Origin of the sequence: Paraburkholderia sp. Tr-20389 (assembly GCF_017104565.1) — a bacterium.
Taxonomy (GTDB): domain Bacteria; phylum Pseudomonadota; class Gammaproteobacteria; order Burkholderiales; family Burkholderiaceae; genus Paraburkholderia.
Genome location: NZ_JAAGPD010000014.1, coordinates 138,436 through 154,592 on the forward strand (window position 1 = coordinate 138,436; position 16,157 = coordinate 154,592).

General features: G+C 63.0%; 17 protein-coding genes. 8 read left to right on the top strand and 9 right to left on the bottom strand.

What is annotated here, in order from left to right; all coding sequences use genetic code 11:
* Positions 1 to 257 precede the first annotated feature (257 nt).
* The 4 genes from G3N95_RS16270 (at position 258) to G3N95_RS16285 (ending at position 2,720) form a co-directional block, all read left to right on the top strand.
* Entirely contained in the window at positions 258 to 863 is a 606-nt protein-coding gene (locus tag G3N95_RS16270; protein WP_205971105.1) for a hypothetical protein, read from the top strand.
* A gap of 91 nt (positions 864 to 954) precedes the next feature.
* Positions 955 to 1,230: a hypothetical protein gene (locus G3N95_RS16275; RefSeq protein ID WP_205971106.1), complete on the top strand. Its 276-nt coding sequence runs from the start codon at positions 955 to 957 to the stop codon at positions 1,228 to 1,230.
* 215 nt (positions 1,231 to 1,445) lie between these two features.
* Positions 1,446 to 2,354, top strand: a complete 909-nt coding sequence (locus G3N95_RS16280) for a glutamate/aspartate ABC transporter substrate-binding protein (RefSeq protein WP_205971107.1) — start codon at positions 1,446 to 1,448, stop codon at positions 2,352 to 2,354.
* 144 nt (positions 2,355 to 2,498) lie between these two features.
* Positions 2,499 to 2,720: a hypothetical protein gene (locus G3N95_RS16285; protein WP_201656897.1), complete on the top strand. Its 222-nt coding sequence runs from the start codon at positions 2,499 to 2,501 to the stop codon at positions 2,718 to 2,720.
* A gap of 778 nt (positions 2,721 to 3,498) precedes the next feature.
* Here the strand turns inward: G3N95_RS16285 and G3N95_RS16290 are convergent.
* From G3N95_RS16290 to ftrA, 4 genes are all read right to left on the bottom strand, one after another.
* Positions 3,499 to 4,413, bottom strand: coding sequence for a recombination-associated protein RdgC (locus tag G3N95_RS16290; RefSeq protein WP_205971108.1), 915 nt, complete (start codon positions 4,411 to 4,413; stop codon positions 3,499 to 3,501).
* Between the two features lie 101 nt (positions 4,414 to 4,514).
* Positions 4,515 to 5,582, bottom strand: coding sequence for an ABC transporter substrate-binding protein (locus tag G3N95_RS16295; protein ID WP_205971109.1), 1,068 nt, complete (start codon positions 5,580 to 5,582; stop codon positions 4,515 to 4,517).
* Between the two features lie 244 nt (positions 5,583 to 5,826).
* Positions 5,827 to 6,399, bottom strand: coding sequence for a nitrogen fixation protein NifQ (locus tag G3N95_RS16300; protein ID WP_205971110.1), 573 nt, complete (start codon positions 6,397 to 6,399; stop codon positions 5,827 to 5,829).
* 41 nt (positions 6,400 to 6,440) lie between these two features.
* Positions 6,441 to 7,406 (bottom strand): transcriptional regulator FtrA, encoded by a 966-nt coding sequence (gene ftrA / locus G3N95_RS16305; protein ID WP_205971111.1) that lies wholly within the window; start codon positions 7,404 to 7,406, stop codon positions 6,441 to 6,443.
* A 98-nt stretch (positions 7,407 to 7,504) separates the two neighbouring features.
* Here ftrA and G3N95_RS16310 point away from each other — a divergent pair, with 98 nt between their 5' ends.
* Positions 7,505 to 7,939 carry a rhodanese-like domain-containing protein gene (locus tag G3N95_RS16310; RefSeq protein WP_205971112.1) on the top strand — a complete coding sequence of 145 codons (435 nt, stop codon included), beginning with the start codon at positions 7,505 to 7,507 and terminating at the stop codon, positions 7,937 to 7,939.
* Positions 7,940 to 8,151: 212 nt separating this feature from the next.
* The gene (locus G3N95_RS16315; protein ID WP_205971113.1) at positions 8,152 to 10,221 is read left to right on the top strand and encodes an EAL domain-containing protein; all 2,070 of its coding nucleotides are present in this window, start codon (positions 8,152 to 8,154) and stop codon (positions 10,219 to 10,221) included.
* Between the two features lie 30 nt (positions 10,222 to 10,251).
* Here the strand turns inward: G3N95_RS16315 and G3N95_RS16320 are convergent, their stop codons facing one another.
* The 5 genes from G3N95_RS16320 to G3N95_RS16340 form a co-directional block, all read right to left on the bottom strand.
* Positions 10,252 to 10,698: a polymer-forming cytoskeletal protein gene (locus tag G3N95_RS16320; protein ID WP_205971114.1), complete on the bottom strand. Its 447-nt coding sequence runs from the start codon at positions 10,696 to 10,698 to the stop codon at positions 10,252 to 10,254.
* Between the two features lie 37 nt (positions 10,699 to 10,735).
* Positions 10,736 to 11,107 carry a hypothetical protein gene (locus tag G3N95_RS16325; protein WP_205971115.1) on the bottom strand — a complete coding sequence of 124 codons (372 nt, stop codon included), beginning with the start codon at positions 11,105 to 11,107 and terminating at the stop codon, positions 10,736 to 10,738.
* Positions 11,100 to 12,284 (bottom strand): M23 family metallopeptidase, encoded by a 1,185-nt coding sequence (locus tag G3N95_RS16330; protein WP_205971116.1) that lies wholly within the window; start codon positions 12,282 to 12,284, stop codon positions 11,100 to 11,102. The genes G3N95_RS16325 and G3N95_RS16330 overlap by 8 nt, the downstream gene beginning before the upstream one ends.
* Before the next feature lie 223 nt (positions 12,285 to 12,507).
* Positions 12,508 to 13,371, bottom strand: coding sequence for a 4-hydroxy-tetrahydrodipicolinate synthase (gene dapA / locus G3N95_RS16335; RefSeq protein WP_205971117.1), 864 nt, complete (start codon positions 13,369 to 13,371; stop codon positions 12,508 to 12,510).
* 126 nt (positions 13,372 to 13,497) lie between these two features.
* On the bottom strand, positions 13,498 to 13,752 hold the full coding sequence (locus tag G3N95_RS16340; protein WP_205971118.1) for a hypothetical protein: 255 nt from the start codon (positions 13,750 to 13,752) through the stop codon (positions 13,498 to 13,500).
* Here G3N95_RS16340 and G3N95_RS16345 point away from each other — a divergent pair.
* Together G3N95_RS16345 and G3N95_RS16350 are read left to right on the top strand one after the other, a co-directional pair.
* Entirely contained in the window at positions 13,751 to 15,043 is a 1,293-nt protein-coding gene (locus tag G3N95_RS16345; protein WP_201656863.1) for an aspartate carbamoyltransferase, read from the top strand. The two genes, G3N95_RS16340 and G3N95_RS16345, sit on opposite strands and share 2 nt — an antisense overlap.
* Before the next feature lie 334 nt (positions 15,044 to 15,377).
* On the top strand, positions 15,378 to 16,157 hold the full coding sequence (locus G3N95_RS16350; protein WP_205971119.1) for a 2Fe-2S iron-sulfur cluster-binding protein: 780 nt from the start codon (positions 15,378 to 15,380) through the stop codon (positions 16,155 to 16,157).

Here is a 16,157-nt window from a genome sequence, read left to right on the forward strand (position 1 = left end):
CTGCGACGAGCAGAAGAATGGGTTAAAACAGGCCCCCCCATCATCCCGCCCAAACGGATAGGTTTGCCCTGAAATTTATCCGATCAAGATTCGCACAACACCACGAGGTTCTGGGCAACTCAGGTTGCGCCGAAGTCTCGATGACTGGTGTCCACTGTGAATCGCCGCCCCGCGCGATCAGGAACTCGCAAAAGCAAACCAGAAACCAAGCGACACGTTGATCGTCTGCTGGAAGCTGATTCTGGAAGGAAACAGCCATGTACCAGATCTACCGCTGCATTCGTTGTGGCATGTCGACACCGAATAGCGGCAATGGAAAGGACTGCGGTGCTTGCAGACGCGGCGTGATGCGGCCCATTTCGAGCGGCCGGCTCTCTCGTGGCGGCTTGATCAAGCAGGCGCGCCAGATCGAAGCTGCGAACCGCATTTCACACGCGCAGACAGTCTCGATCTACGGGCGAATCGCGATGCTGCTCGACCGGGGTCTCAAGGAATCTCGCGCAAAACGCACTACCGTCGAAAGCCTGATCGACAAGGCGCGTCACGAAGCGGCCGATGAATGTGCAATCGCGCCGGAGACCATCAGGCATCACATCCTGACCCAGCTGGCAGACGCGCTCGAAAGCGACCTCAAAAGCCGCTTCGAGACGGCGGCGGCGAATATGTCGACACCGTGCGGCTGGACCACCATCGACGAAATCCACCTCGTCGAACGTCTGGCGGGACGCAGAGACGCACCCAGCGTTCTGCGTCGATATCTCTGTGCGTTGGAACAGCGCACGAATTTTGAAGGCCTCGATGTCAAAGCCATCGAGCTGCGCGTCCAGACGCTTCTGCGCCTCGCCGAGCGCGAAGCAGAGTGATCTCTCACCGGAGTGAATCATGCACTCACAATACACCGCACCGCAGGACACCTCATGCGCGACACGCTCGCCGAACGAAGTCGGTAACGAGGTGATCCAGGACCCCATCACCTGCGCCGAGCTGCTCAAAGAAATATCGGGTGCCTTCACCAAGGCCGACGAACAATTGCTGATGTACTCGATCGCACGCGGCGAGCCAAAGGATGCGTGCGTGATCCTCTGCCAGCTCATCAGGATCAAGGAACGCATCGTCGAGCGACGCAAGGCGGAAGCCAAAGCGATTGCAAACAAGCAACGGCCCGACAGCGATCGTGCCGCCGATGTCGTACCGCACCACCGCACCTTCGTGATCGGCCTCGTGCGTTGACGATTTTCCCCATCTGCAAGCCGTTCTGCCTGGTCGGCGCACACCACGTCGCGCCGACATCCCTTACCGCGGTAAGCGGCGCGCATTGCAGTGCAGCCCCCCAGGGTTAAAACATATGTTGCCATTATTTTTTTCATGGCAACATTCGTAAACACGCTACGGACCGCGCGCATGTCGGTCCGGACGACTCAACGGATTCAACCTGGGGACCTGCAATGAACCGACTGACTTCGCTCGCGCTTGCCTTGTGCGTGGCAGCGCCTTGCCTGATGACGACGACGGGCGCCACGGCGCAGGAATCGCAGCCGACGCTGGCCAAGATCGAAGCTGCGAATCTGATCGCGATCGGCCATCGCGAGACCTCGGTGCCGTTCTCGTATGTCGATTCGAACAATCAGGTGATCGGCTTTTCGCAGGATCTGTGCAACCGCATCATCGATGCGGTGAAGGTGAAGACGCACAAGCCGAACCTGCAGGTGCGCTTCATTCCTGTGACGTCGCAGAACCGCATTTCGCTGGTACAGAACGGCACTGTCGATCTCGAATGCGGCGTGACGACGAACCTCACGTCGCGCCAGAACCAGGTGGCGTTCGGCGACACGTTCTTCGTCGCGACGACGCGGCTGCTCACGCGCAAGGATTCGGGCATCAAGGACTTTCCAGACCTTGCCGGCAAGACGGTCGTGACGAATCAGGGGACGACGTCCGAGCGCATCCTGCGCAAGATGAACGAAGAGAAGAAGATGAGCATGCAGATCATCAGCGCGAAGGACTATGGCGAGGGCCGCATGACGCTGGAAACGGGACGCGCCGCCGCTTACATGATGGACGACGTGCTGCTTGCCGGCACGCGGACGCTGACGGCGAAGCCTGCGGACTGGGTGATCGTGGGCACGCCGCAGTCGTCGGAAGCGTATGGTTTCATGCTGCGCAAGGGCGATCCTGCGTTCCTCAAGCTCGTCGATGACACGCTGGCGCAGGTGATGAAGAGCGGCGAAATCGACGCGATGTATGACAGGTGGTTCATGAAACCCGTGCCGCCGAAGAACATGAACTTCGACTTCCCGATGAGCGACAACCTGCGTACGTTGTACAAGAATCCGAACGACAAGGCATTTGAGTAAGGTCGCTCGCAACGGTGCTCGCGCTGCCCTTGCAGGGTGCTTTCACTCGCGGCGCGTGTGGTGCGGTCGCATTCCGTCATGTGCAGGCCGCCGGAGTAGAATCGAACGAATGGAAACTCGTAACGGTCCTGCTCCGGAGCTGCAATGAACCCGCCTTCGCCAAAAGAAGAAAAGACGCGCTGGAAACCGTCTCCCACGTTGTTGAACGTGCTGACCGCACTGATTGGGATTGGCACGTTGTGTGCCGGGATTGGCTGGCTCGTTTATAGCTGGTATGTCGATCTTGAAGTGCCTTACTTCGCCATCCCGCTCGTGATGTGTGTGCCTGTTATTGTTGCTGTTGCGTTTCGGAATATGTTTGATTAGGGTTGGTTTTTTTGTCTGCGACGCTAGTCGCCATTCTGGTTTTTTTTTGCTGGCGAGCGCCTTATTTTCGCTGGCGTCCGCGGTTTCATGTCGTGATTCATGCGTTGCCCCTGTGCGGGGCGGCACTTACTTTCTTTGCCGCCGCAAAGAAAGTAAGCAAAGAAAGCGGGCTAACACCGCCAATTCTTGTGCTTGCCTGCGGGCCCCCAACAGTTCTTACGCTCCACGCGGCAACGCGCTTGTTTGCGCCCGTTGCCAGCGCCCTGAACAGGCGCATCACCCACTTCACACTCTCGCGTCACGGGCCGCGTTACCAGGCGTTCGCGGCCGCCCAGGTGGCAAACTGTGTGTAGGCCGTCGCGACGGAAGTGCACCACTCCGGACTGAAAAGCGGATCGGTGTCGTAGTATCGCCAACGCATACGGCGCGACAAGCTACACACAGTTTGCCACCTGGGCGGCGCGGACGGGTCGCTGCCGCTGGCTGCCTGCGGGTGATTGGAGTGGGTGATGCGCCTGTTCGAGGCGCTGGCAACGGGCGGAAGATAGCGCGTTACCGTGTGGAGTGCGGGACCTGCTGGGGGCCCGCAGGCAAGAACACGGGCTGGCGGGGTTAGCGGCTTTCTTTTGCCTACTTTTCTTTGCCGCGGCAAAGAAAAGTAGGTGCCGCCCCGCACAGGGGCAACGCCAGCAAACCAGAAGCAAAACGCGGATGCCAGCGAAGAAGGCCGAAGGCAAAACCAAAACCAAACAACGACTGCCTCGCAGCCAAAAGCACATTAAGCAGCTTTAACGCCGTCCTCCAGCTCACCCCCGAGCGCCTCGACGACCCCGTCGAACAACTTGGCAAGCTCACCAGTCATCAAAGTAAAATCAGAATCAAACTGCTCATCATCATTCTGCGCGGTGGGATCACCCGCCTCTTTGATCACATCGAGCGCAGTCACACGCTTGATAGTGAGCGAAGGCGTCATCACGAACGAAACACGATCGTTCCACGTCATCGCTAGCCGCATGCACTGCTTCCCCGCCTCGATATGCCGGCGCATATCTTCCGCTTCGAGCGCGTGACCGACATAACGCACGGTCGCGTTACCCTCGGCAGGCGAGCGCAGCTCAGTATCCTGATCCAGCGTGAAATTGACAGGGCCTTCACCCGCCAGCAGCCAGTCCGTCATGGCGGAAACCGGCGCCTGCGCGACGCGCACACTCGAAATCGGCAAACGGTCGACCGATTTGACCAGCAGCCCCAGCACATCGTCGCCCAGCGCCTGCGACGCGGCATCGATCACGAGCCATCCGTTGACGGTATCGATCCACACGCGCGTGTCGCGCTGGATGCTGAATGCGCGCGGCAGCAGTTCGTCGGTGACCTGCTCCTTGAGGTCGCGCATCTGCTTGCGGCCGGGCTTGAAACCCTGCTGCTCTTCGAGTTCCTGCGCGCGCGCCTTCGTCACCTGCGTCACGACAGACGCGGGCAGCAGTTTCTTTTCCGCGCGGTACGTGAGCAGCATCTGCTTGTTGATGGAATAGACGAGCGAGCCGTCATTGCGCGGCGACGTCCACCCCTGACGCGTCGTCTCGACACTGTTGGCCGGCTGGAACGCATGTGGCGCGAGCCACTTTTCCATTTGCTCGACGCTCACTTTCCACGGAGCGGGAAGACGGTGAAGCTGTAGATTCTTGAACCACATGGCGAGAACGGGCAAAGCGCGTCATTCTATATGACGACGGCGGCGCAGCGGATTTTCGTTTGCACCGCCCCGCCGTCATCACCCGTTCGAGCCGGACGAACTCAGCCTGCCATCCCCGCCTGCACCTTCGCCGCAACATCGGCGGGCACCCACGTCTTCCACATCTCAGGATGCGTGCGCAGGAACTGCGCGGCCATCGTCGATGCGTCCATTTTCTTGACGCTCATGTCGAGAATCGTCGCGTTCAGGAAGTCCATCGGAAACTTGACCTTCGAGAACATCGTCATCAGTTGCGGCTCGGCGTGGTAGAACGGCGTCGACGCGCCAACCGTCACGTGCGACACCATGTACGAAGACGCGCACTGCTGCGTGCTGCTCTCGTTGCGCAGCGTCTGCCAGCACGCATCGTTGAACGCGGGCATTTTCAGCTCGGTCAGCTTGTACTTCGCCATCAACGCGGCCGGCCCCCAGTAGTAGAACAGGATCGGCGCGCCTCGCGTGTAGGCCGACGCGATTGCTGCATCGAGCGCCGCGCCCGTGCCGGGACGGAAGTTCGTGTACGAGTCATCGAGCTTGAGCACCTTCAGCAGACGCGTATTCACGCGCTCGCAGTCCCACCCGCTCGGGCAGTTCAGAAAGCGTCCCTTGTTCGGCTCTTCGTCGTCGCTAAACACGTTCTTGTACTTCGGCAGATCCGCCACCGACGCGAGCCCCGGCGCCGATGCCTTGATGCCGCGCGAGGGATCGCCCTTCACCACGTAGTCGGGCACGAACCAGCCCTCTTTCGTGCCGCCCGGCAACGTATCGCCAACGAGCTTCACGCTGCCCGACTCGACCGCCTTCGCGGTGATCTCGCTGCGACCCGTCCATTGCTCGGCCCAGATTTGCACGTCATTGTGCGCGAGCGCGGTTTCCGTCGCAGCCGTGCTGCCCGGCACGACGTCCGTCTTGCAGCCGTAGCCTTTCTCCAGAATCTGCCGCAGTACTTCCGTGGCAAACGCGCCGCTCTCCCATGTGATGCCCGCGAAGTGCACGGTCTTGCCCGTGCTGCACCAGCTTCCGGGTTTCGCGGCGTTGCTGTCGGCAGCATGAACGCTGCCCGCCGTGAAGGTTGCGGCAGTCGTAACGGCGGCGAACAAGGCCGCGCGCAGCTTGATGGATCGCATCATCGAATGTCTCCTGTGCGAATGTCTCGGATCTTGTTGTGATCGGTCGCACGGCTTGCGCGACCCGCCGCGCCATCGCAGGGGCGTGACATGGCATCGCGATTGTGGGGTCCGTTTTTTTCGCCGATGAAGCGATGTTTTTTGATGCCGGGTATGAGTCCCGCTCAACTTCGGGTTTCTACGTTGGGGTTTGCGCGAATCTGTTCGCGCTTGTGTTTGCGCTTACGTTCGATCCACGCACAAGCGTTCAACCCGGCGGATAGCAGAAGCCGTAGTCTTCGCAACCGGGGCAGCCCGGTGCGGGCGCAGGCGCGCGGCCTTCGGCGAGCGCCAGTTCGCGCGCGAGGAATTTCTTCCATCGCATGCCGTCCGTGTTGCGCGCGACGAGCCGCGGATAGTGGCGTGTGAGGATCGCCGTGACGTCGTCGCGTCCATCGAGGCCAAGGTCGCGCCACAGATGGTCGGGACGCAGGCACGCCGTCGCGATGATCGTCGCGAGGCATTGCGCGTCGTCGTCGGTCGCCGCGAGCGAGGACTCGTGTTGCAACAGCATCGCGTGCATCGCGTCGACGAATGCGCGATGCTCGCTCGCGGCGATGGGCTCGGGCGCGGCGTGAGGCAACGCGACGTGGGAAAAGTGACGCGAGAGCAGCGCGTCGAGCGCAGCGCGCGTCAAGCCGGGATGCAGCAGTTCATCGCTCGCGATCTTCGCGCCGATCAAGCGCGCGAACATCACCGTATCGGATGAGTCGCGATTCAACGCGCGATCCAGCAATCGCGCGACTGCCCCGTCACGCGCCTGATTCGAACCGGCTGCCATGTGAACGCCTCCGTTTGCGTCGACAGGATGCAACGCCAATGCTACGTCACACCCGAGGCGCCGAACTTCTTCCGGTACGCACCCGGGCTCGTCAGCGCAATGCGCCTGAAGTGCCGGCGCAACGACTCTTCGGAACCGAAACCCGCCAGTTCGGCGACGCGCGACATCGGCAGATCGGCGGGCGATTCGAGGAGATCCCGCGCGATCGCCACGCGCTCGCGAATCAGCCATTCGTAAGGCGCCATTCCCGTCGCATCGCGAAACTGCCGCTGCAGCGTACGCGGACTCATCGCCGCCTGCCCGGCAAGCGACGCCAGCGTATGCTCCCGCGCAGGATTCGCGCGCACATAGTCCATCAGACGCGCGAGCCGGCTGCTGTCGTCCTGCGGCATCGGACGCGGCACGAACTGCGCCTGTCCGCCTTCGCGATGCGGCGGCACCACGAGCCGCTGCGCGACGCGATTCGCAATCGCGCTGCCGTAGTCACGCCGCACGAGATGCAGCAGCATGTCGAGTCCCGCCGCCGATCCCGCCGACGTGATCACCTGCCCTTCGTCGACGTAAAGCGCATCGGGCTTCACGCGCAGTTGCGGAAAACGCTGCTGCAACTTGTCCGCGTAGCGCCAGTGCGTCGTCACCGTCTTGTCGTCGAGCACGCCCGCCGCCGCCAGCACGAACACGCCCGAGCATATCGAACAGACGCGCGCACCGCGCGCGACCGCCGCGCGGATTTTCTTCAGCAACGGCTCGGGCGGACGTTCATCGGGATCGCGCCAGCCGGGCACGACGATCGTCGACGCGCGATCGAGCATCCTGAGCGTGTACGGCGCCGCGACGCTGATTCCGCCTGCCGCGCGAATCGGACCGGGTTCGACGGCGCACACGGCAAAGCGATACCACTCGACGCCCAGTTCCGGACGATCAAGCGCAAACAGTTCGGTCACACAGCCGAATTCGAAGGTGCACAGGCGGTCATAGACGAGCGCCGCGACAAGGTGATCTCGCATGGCGTGATATTACCGAAGATTGACGATCACGCCACTTACACCAATGGGAGCCGCTGCCGATAATCGACACACCTTCAACGCACAACAGGAGAACACGCATGCCCCCCTCCACCGTCAGCGCGGTACCCGCCGCCGACAGCGCAGCGGCACTCGCGCATTTCGAATCGTCTCTGCGCTTCGAGACCGACTGCTGGGACGTCTCGGACAGCCTCGCATCGGGCAACGCGGACTTCGTTCTGCTCGATGTGCGCGGTCCCGAGCAATTCGCGCGCGGCCATATTCCGGGTGCGATCAATTTGCCGCATAGGAAGATCACCCAATCTAAATTGCGCGAATATCCGGCCGATACACTATTCGTCACCTATTGCGCGGGTCCGCATTGCAATGGCGCGACACGCGGCGCAATCCGGCTCGCGCAACTCGGCCGGCCCGTGAAGATCATGATCGGCGGCGTGACCGGCTGGCTCGACGAAGGCTTCTCGCTGGAAACGCAGGCGGCAAGCGGCTGTACAGAAATGCGACAACAACCCTGAGCCAGGCCGGCGAGCGGCATGCAATTGTCTGCCGAATCGCTTCCGGGTCGCTTCACGTCATTACATGCCGTTGAAAGACTTCAAAAAAACTGAATGCGGCTTCAAAAAGGCTTCAATAAATTTTTCGAGCCGGCCCTTTAAAAAATTGCTCAATATTTTAATAATGCTGCCGATAACCAGTTGAGGGAACCTCCTTTCGCGACGGAACTGACATGCAGAGCACTTACAATCTGGGTCTGGTTGTCGTGTCGCTCGCCGTCGCAACACTGGCTTCATACACGGCGCTCGACCTGGCCGGACGTATTTCGACGATGGCATCGGCACGCCTGCGCCGCCTGTGGCTCGCAGGCGGCGCAGCGGCAATGGGCACGGGCGTCTGGTCGATGCACTTCATCGGCATGCTCGCTTTCTCGCTGCCGATCCCGCTCGGCTACGACTTCTCGATCACCGGCTACTCGCTCGGCATTGCGATGGTTGTGTCGTACTTCGCGCTCTACCAGGTGGCGCGTCCGACACTCTCCATCACGCGTCTCGTCACGGGCGGCGTGCTGATGGGCTTCGGCATCGCGGGCATGCACTACACGGGCATGGCCGCGATGCGGATGGAGCCCGGCATTCACTATCGTCCGGGCCTCTTCGCCGTATCCATCGCCATTGCCATCGCGGCGTCGATGGCCGCGCTGTGGATCGCGCATACACTGCGCGACTCGAGCCAGCATCGCGTGCTGCTCAAGCGCCTGGGCGCTGCATGCGTGATGGGCCTCGCGATCACGGGCATGCACTACACGGGCATGGCCGCCGCCGACTTCCTGCCCGGCTCGATCTGCGGCGCCGCGCGCGGCGTCAACGCGCAATGGCTCGCGACGACGATCATCCTGTTCACGTTCGCGATTCTGATCGTCACACTGATCCTGTCGCGCTTCGACGCACGCACTACGTTCCTCGCCGGCTCCGTGTCGTTGCTGAACAACCAGATCGTGCGTCTTGCCACCTACGACACGCTCACCGATCTGCCGAACCGCCGCACGCTGACCGAGCGCATCGAGCGTGCGATTCACGCGTCGAAGCTCAATGGCCGCGGCTTCGCGATCCTGTTCATGGATCTCGACGGCTTCAAGACCATCAATGATTCGCTCGGCCACGCCTTCGGCGACGAAGTGCTGAAGTCGTTCTCGCACAGCCTGCGGCAATGCGTGCGCAACGTCGATACCGTCGCGCGGCTTGGCGGCGACGAGTTCGTCGTGCTCGCCGAAAACCTCGGCGCACCGCAGGACGCCGAGAAGATGGCGGAAGCCGTGCTCGACCGGATGCGCAAGGGCATCGAAACGCAGAGCCAGACACTGCAGGTCATGCCGAGCATCGGCATTTCGTTGTACCCGCAGGACGGCCAATCCGTCGACGAACTCCTCAAGCATGCCGACGCCGCGATGTATGAAGCGAAGCGCGGCGGCCGCAGCACCTATCGCTTCTTCGAAGCGCACATGAACGAAGCCGCGATGCGCACGCTCAAGATCCAGAGCGCGCTGCACGAAGCGCTCGGCAAGGGTTATTTTTCGCTGCACTTCCAGCCGAAGTTTCGCGGCGACAGCGGCGAGGTCGCGGGCGCGGAAGCGCTGATCCGTCTGAACCATCCGGAGATCGGCGTGCTCGCGCCGATGGACTTCATTCCGATCGCCGAACGCTCGGGGCAGATCGTGCAGATCGGCTATTGGGTCGTGCGCGAAACGTGCCGCCAGATCCGCCGCTGGGAAACGTCCGGCCTGCCGTCGATGAAAGTCGCGATCAACCTGTCGCCGCGCCAGATGACGCAGCCCGATCTCGTCGCGAAGACGCTGGAGATCGTGCATACGGAAGGCGTCGATTGCAACCAGATCATGTTCGAGATCACCGAAACGGTGGCAATGCAGGACGCGGCCAAAACGACGGAAATGATTCGGGAGTTCCAGGACAGCGGCTTCGAGATTTCGATCGACGATTTCGGCACCGGCTATTCGAGCCTCGCCTATCTGCAACGCTTCCGTGTGAAGCAGCTGAAGATCGACCGATTCTTCACGAACGGACTCGATGCCGACGGCCACGAAGGCAGCGCGATCGTGCAGGCGATCATCGCGCTCGCGCACTCGCTGGAAATGGACGTGGTCGCGGAAGGCGTCGAAACCGCCTCGCAACTCGACAAGCTCAAAGACCTGCAATGCGACGAGATGCAAGGCTTTCTGCTCGGCAGGCCGCTCACGGCCGACGCTTTCAGCGAACTGCTTCAGGAGCGCATGACGGCCGCCTGAAGCGCGCCGGCGTACCAGCCATTTGCGGGGTCAGCGCCCCGCGCCCGCCTCGTCCGGGCTTTGCAACGCGAACGTCGCGGGCTCGATATGCGGACTCGCGACAGCGGGCAGCACATCGCGGCGCGTCAGCTTGCCGTCGACCGACGCGCCCACATCCATCCGCAATTGCTGGTAGTAGATGTTGCCGGTGATATGCGCGTTCTCCTGCAACTCGACGAAGTGATCGGCGATTACATCGCCCGTGATGCGGCCATTGACGATCACATCGTAGCCGTACACATTGCCCGTGATCGAGCCACGATCGCTCAGCACCAGCAGCGTCTCGCACCCCGGCTTGCCCGTGACGTTGCCTTTCACGTGGCCGTCCATGCGCAGGCCGTCGCTGAACTCGAGGTCGCCGGTGAGGTGCACGTCGTGTGCAATGAGCGTCGCCAGTTTGTTCTGGGAAACGCCGGGTGACTTCTTCTTGCTGAACATAATCGGTATCGAGTGAAGTTGAAACACGCCGCGCGCATCAATGGCGCGAGCGGCTTTGCCCCTGCAGAAACAGCACTTGCGCCTGGAGCTGGCGCACTTCGGCGGTGAGCGCGTCGGCGGAGCGCTGCACGGTGGCGCGCGAAGCGCCTTCCTGCTTCAGCGCAAGTTGCGCGCGCGCCAGCGCGTCATCCAGTCCGTCGTGCGACGTGGACGCCACGCACGGCACGCTCTCCGACCTCGCGCGCGTCGCGTAGCCGTACATCGCTGCCGCGCCCGCCGCAGCGCACGCGACGCATACCGACACCCACGTCAAGACGCGCATCGCGCGCGAGCGCACCGGCCGCAGCGCATACGTGCCTTGCGTGACGGCCCGGGCGCTCTGGCGTCCCGGGCGAAAAAAATCAGCCATGCGATGGCCCCATGAAAAGTGCGAGATAGTCGGTGGGATCGACCGGCGCGCCGTTGACGAGCACTTCGAAGTGCAGATGCGGCCCCGTCGAACGGCCCGTCGAGCCGACATCGGCGATATGCTGGCGCGGCAACACCAGATCGCCTTCCTGCACGGCGATCTTCGATGCATGCCCGTAGCGCGTGATCAGGCCATTGCCATGGTCGATCTCCACGGCGTTGCCGTAGCCGCCCTGCGGCCCCGCGTGTATCACGCGGCCGCCCGCCGCGGCGAGAATCGGCGTGCCCGTCATCGCGACGAGATCGACGCCCGGATGAAAGCTCAGATGATGCGTGAACGGATCGATGCGATTGCCGAACGGCGAGCCGAAGCGCGCGCCGTCGACGGGCATGCGGCCCGGGAACGACTCCCAGTTCGCGACGTGCAGCGTGACCTCCTGTTCGAGCGCCGAGAGCGTCGCGGCGAGACAGGCGATCTGCTCGTGAACCGCGCCGGCATCGCGCGCAGGATGCGCGATGGACTCATCGCAGCGGCGCGGCGGCAGCGAAGGGCCGCCTTCGGCGTCTCCCGCCGCTGTTTCGCTGGCCTTGTCGTTTGGCTTGGCGCTTGGCTTGTCGTTTGGCTTGTCGGTTGCGTTGCCTTTGGCCTTGTCGCTTTCCTTGTCGGCTTTGTCGACTGGCTTGCCGGACGGTTCATGCTTCTCATCCGCAGCGGGCCGCGCCCCACGTCTGGCCGGCAGCCCGGCCGCCTGGGCTTTTTTCGGCGTGCCGTCGACCACATCGTCGCCTGCATCGTCACCCAGCACATCGCTCGTGGGCAGCACGGGCGGCGCGAACACGGGACGCGGCAAAGTCTTGATGGTTTGCAGGCGCGTTTCGAAGTCGTGCAGCGTCGCCACTTGCGACGCGAGCCGGGTCAGCCGCGGATCCATTTGTTCGATGGCCGCATTCAGCCTGCCGAGTTCCGTAATCGTGTAGTCGAGTCTGACGCGGCTGTCGCCGCTCCCGCCCGCCTCGTCGAGCTTAGGATGATCGCGGCCGATCGCGATGCCCGCCGCCAGCGCCAGCGCCGCGCCGCCGCAGGCAGCACAGGCGGCGATCGTGAGCGCCGTACGCCGCGTGACGAAGCGCACCGAGCCGTTCGCCAGGTTCCTGCCGGTTCCCCAGATCGGCGACATCAGCAGCCGCCCTTCGTCGCGATCCCGCGATGTTGCCGCAAGCATCCACGGCGTACGGCAAATGTCTGCGTGCGCTCAGCGGACAACACAAAGTAACAATGAACCAGCATACGCAGGATGACGAATCGATCTCGTAGATGTCGGAAAACGGTGGCGCGCATTATCACGCCACCCGCCAGAGCCGCATCTCAAATTGGACGATATCGGAATCGTCGCAAGCGCTTCACATCGCGAGCATTTGCTGCAAGCGCGCCCGCAACGTTTCGCTTGCTTGCGTCATGGGCGCGCGCAACACACCTGCCAGCATGCCCTGCGCCGCGAGCGCGGCCTTCACGGGCGCGGGATTCGACTCGGACGTCAACGCGCGGATCAGCGGCACGAGCGCATGGAACAGCGCGCGCCCTTCAGCAAGATGCCCCGCCTTCAGCGCGCGATCGAGCGCGACGAAGCGCTCCGTCCAGATGTGTGCCGACGCTGCGATCGCGCCGCTGCCGCCCATGCAAAGCGTGTCGAAGATGCGCATGTCGTCGCCGGCGAGTACCTGCAGCCGTCCGTCGAGAATCAGCGCGTGCGTGGTGTCGAGCGAACCCGCGCAATCCTTGATCGCCTGAATGCGCGGATGCGCGGCGAGCTGCAACAGCGTGTCCAGTTCGATGCGCACGCCCGTGCGCGCCGGAATGTCGTACAGCACGACGGGCTGTTCGCTGGCGTCGGCGAGCATCGCGAAGTGATCGGCAATGCCCGCTTGCGACGGCCGCACGTAGTACGGCGCGGAAATCAGCAGGCCCGCAAGCGGCAGCGCGTTCAGGCGCAACACGCGCTCGCGCATGCTGCGGGCATTGTTGCCCGACACGCCGACGATCACGGGCAACGCGCCGCCGGCGGCATCGAGCGTGGTCGCGAGCACGGCCTCCTGTTCGTCGGCATCGAGCGACGACGGCTCGCCCGTCGTGCCGAGCGCAACGACACCCGCGATGCCCGCTTCGGCATACGACGCGATCAAGCGACGCAGTGCGGCATGGTCGACGGCGCCGTCAGCGGAAAACGGCGTGACAAGGGGAATCCAGATACCCGAAAAATTGGACATGACTAACCTCAAACGCGACCGTACGAGAACCGTTCAGCGGCGAGGAAGCAGTATCGGAGCGGGAGTTTCGAGAACCGGGCTAGATAAGACTGTTCCGTCGCACATCTGACGGAACAGCGGCTCCGGTCAGATGAGCAACTGTTTTTTGGCTTTGGAAACGGCGCGTGCCGGTGCGGCCAGCGAGCGCAGACCGGTTTCTACACGACGAAGGAGCATCGAGCCGTTTTCCATGTCCGGCAGTGTAACCGGAAACGGCCCTTTTTGAGATCCGACCCGCACGCGGCGCATCGACCGGAGAAATTCCTTGACTTCCTCGCTCGGCGAATTAATATACGCACCGCGTATATCAACCAATCCATCTGACCAAAAGAGGCAGCCCATGAGCGTCCCGCAACAAGCTTTTCTCCGTGACGCGATGCGGCGTCTGAACCTCACCCGCGACGGCTTCGCGACGCGCATCGGCGTGTCGAAGCGCGCGCTCGACACGTGGCTCTTGCCCGACGATTCGCAGGAATCGCGCGCGATGCCGGAAATCGTCGAGCGCTTCGTGTCGGAGATCGTCGTCAACGGCGCGCCCGCCGAAAAACATACGCAAAGCGTAGATTCCCAGTCGCTCGCCAGCCAGATGCTGTTCGAGGGCAAGCCGCAGCTGCTGTCCGTCGACCAGTTCTCGCGCGACGCCGTCGAAGCACTGTTCCGCGTCGCCGACATCATGCAGCCCATCGCGCGCCGCCGGAAAATCTCGCGCGTGCTGGAAGGCGCGGTGCTCGGCAATCTGTTCTTCGAAGCCAGCACGCGGACCCGCGTGAGCTTCGGCGCGGCGTTCTGCCGTCTGGGCGGCTCGGTGTGCGACACGACGGGCTTCACGTTTTCGTCGATGGCGAAGGGCGAGTCGATCTACGACACGAGCCGCGTGATGTCCGGCTACGTCGACGCCCTCGTGATCCGCCACCCCGAACAGGGCTCGGTGGCCGAATTCGCGCGCGCGACCAACATTCCCGTGATCAACGGCGGCGACGGCCCCGGCGAGCACCCGAGCCAAGCGCTGCTCGACCTGTACACGATCCAGCGCGAATTCTCGCGTCTCGGCAAGATCGTCGACGGTGCGCATATCGCGCTGGTCGGCGACCTGAAGTACGGGCGCACCGTGCATTCGCTGGTCAAGCTGCTGGCGCTGTATCGCGGCATCAAGTTCACGCTCATTTCGCCGCCGTCGCTCGAAATGCCCGCGTACATCGTCGATCAGATCTCGCGCAACGGTCACGTGGTCGAGCAGACCCACGATCTCGCCAACGGCCTGCGCGGCGCGGACGTCGTCTACGCGACGCGGATCCAGAAGGAGCGCTTCGCCGACGAATCGTTCGAAGGCTACACGCCCGACTTCCAGATCAACCAGGCGCTCGTCGACACCGTGTGCGGCGCGGACACGCTGATCATGCACCCGCTGCCGCGCGACAGCCGCCCCGGCGCGAACGATCTGAGCACCGACCTGAACCACGATTCGCGTCTCGCGATCTTCCGTCAGACCGACAACGGCATTCCCGTGCGGATGGCGATCTTCGCGGTGCTGCTCGGCGTCGAGAAGCTGGTTCAGCATTCGATGCGCGATGCCGCGTGGCGCCCGCCCGCGTATCTCGGACCGGACGACGCTGTCTTTCACGGCATCGATTGACGGTCTCAAGCCTGATTCGCAGCACGCTCTTGCAAAACGCGCGTCGAAGTTCGACGCGCGTTTTTTATTCTGCGCTCCATGCGAACGATCGCACATGGCGCTACAGACAGCGTGGCGCCATCTTCGCGCCATCTACCCGTCACGGCTGCGCCACGCCCGATATGCCACGATGAAGACTCGCAGCAGTTCGCCGCGCGTGCGCGTGCTCCTGTGATGTTCCGCACGAGCGGCATCGAAATTGCTCAACGACAAGGCTTGCCATGCACCGTCCGCCTGCTTCGGCTGCGATGCGGCGCAAGCCTGCATCGATCTTTCACGGAGCAAGCAGAACATCATGTCCCACCACATCGACTGTCAGGGCTCGTGTTCGCAACATGACGCGGACACGAACCGCCACGACGAGCATGACGCCACGCCTTCGAGCGCCGCACGGCGCCGCTTCCTGCAATCGGCGGCGGCTGCCGCAGCCGTGGGCGCCGCGCCCTACGCTCATGCGCAGACGCAAACGCCACAGCAACAACCGGTTGCACGCGCAACGGTGCCGCCGCGCCCCGTCAAGCTCAACATCAACGGACGCGATTACGCGCTGCACCTCGAACCGCGCGTGACGCTGCTCGACGCGCTGCGCGAATACGCCGGACTCATGGGCACGAAGAAAGGCTGCGACCGCGGACAATGCGGCGCGTGCACGGTGCTCGCGAACGGACGCCGCATCAATTCATGTCTGACGCTCGCCGTGATGCACGAAGGCGACAGGATCACCACGATCGAAGGGCTCGCGAGCAACGGCACGCTGAACCCCGTGCAACGCGCATTCATCGAACAGGACGCGTTCCAGTGCGGCTACTGTACGCCGGGGCAAATCTGTTCGGCGACGGCTTTGCTCTCGGAATTCGACGCCGGCGCAGCCAGCACGGTCACAGCGGATGTGCGGCGCCGTCCGCCGCAACTCTCTGACGAAGAAATCCGCGAGCGCATGAGCGGCAACATCTGCCGCTGCGGCGCGTATGTGAACATCGTCGCGGCCGTGCAGTCCGCTCATCGCGGCACGGTCGGCAGCGGCACGGGCGATACCTATACGACGTTCGTCATCAAGACGAGCGACGTCGCGTAA

Excerpts from the sequence above, each read along its gene's own strand:
- dapA (WP_205971117.1), bottom strand. The coding sequence starts at position 13,371 with ATGTCCAATTTTTCGGGTATCTGGATTCCCCTTGTCACGCCGTTTTCC.
- ftrA (WP_205971111.1), bottom strand. The coding sequence starts at position 7,406 with ATGCGAGATCACCTTGTCGCGGCGCTCGTCTATGACCGCCTGTGCACC.
- G3N95_RS16315 (WP_205971113.1), top strand. The coding sequence starts at position 8,152 with ATGCAGAGCACTTACAATCTGGGTCTGGTTGTCGTGTCGCTCGCCGTC.
- G3N95_RS16280 (WP_205971107.1), top strand. The coding sequence starts at position 1,446 with ATGAACCGACTGACTTCGCTCGCGCTTGCCTTGTGCGTGGCAGCGCCT.
- G3N95_RS16320 (WP_205971114.1), bottom strand. The coding sequence starts at position 10,698 with ATGTTCAGCAAGAAGAAGTCACCCGGCGTTTCCCAGAACAAACTGGCG.
- G3N95_RS16330 (WP_205971116.1), bottom strand. The coding sequence starts at position 12,284 with ATGTCGCCGATCTGGGGAACCGGCAGGAACCTGGCGAACGGCTCGGTG.
- G3N95_RS16270 (WP_205971105.1), top strand. The coding sequence starts at position 258 with ATGTACCAGATCTACCGCTGCATTCGTTGTGGCATGTCGACACCGAAT.
- G3N95_RS16310 (WP_205971112.1), top strand. The coding sequence starts at position 7,505 with ATGCCCCCCTCCACCGTCAGCGCGGTACCCGCCGCCGACAGCGCAGCG.
- G3N95_RS16290 (WP_205971108.1), bottom strand. The coding sequence starts at position 4,413 with ATGTGGTTCAAGAATCTACAGCTTCACCGTCTTCCCGCTCCGTGGAAA.
- G3N95_RS16325 (WP_205971115.1), bottom strand. The coding sequence starts at position 11,107 with ATGGCTGATTTTTTTCGCCCGGGACGCCAGAGCGCCCGGGCCGTCACG.
- G3N95_RS16350 (WP_205971119.1), top strand. The coding sequence starts at position 15,378 with ATGTCCCACCACATCGACTGTCAGGGCTCGTGTTCGCAACATGACGCG.
- G3N95_RS16300 (WP_205971110.1), bottom strand. The coding sequence starts at position 6,399 with ATGGCAGCCGGTTCGAATCAGGCGCGTGACGGGGCAGTCGCGCGATTG.
- G3N95_RS16285 (WP_201656897.1), top strand. The coding sequence starts at position 2,499 with ATGAACCCGCCTTCGCCAAAAGAAGAAAAGACGCGCTGGAAACCGTCT.
- G3N95_RS16345 (WP_201656863.1), top strand. The coding sequence starts at position 13,751 with ATGAGCGTCCCGCAACAAGCTTTTCTCCGTGACGCGATGCGGCGTCTG.
- G3N95_RS16295 (WP_205971109.1), bottom strand. The coding sequence starts at position 5,582 with ATGATGCGATCCATCAAGCTGCGCGCGGCCTTGTTCGCCGCCGTTACG.
- G3N95_RS16340 (WP_205971118.1), bottom strand. The coding sequence starts at position 13,752 with ATGGGCTGCCTCTTTTGGTCAGATGGATTGGTTGATATACGCGGTGCG.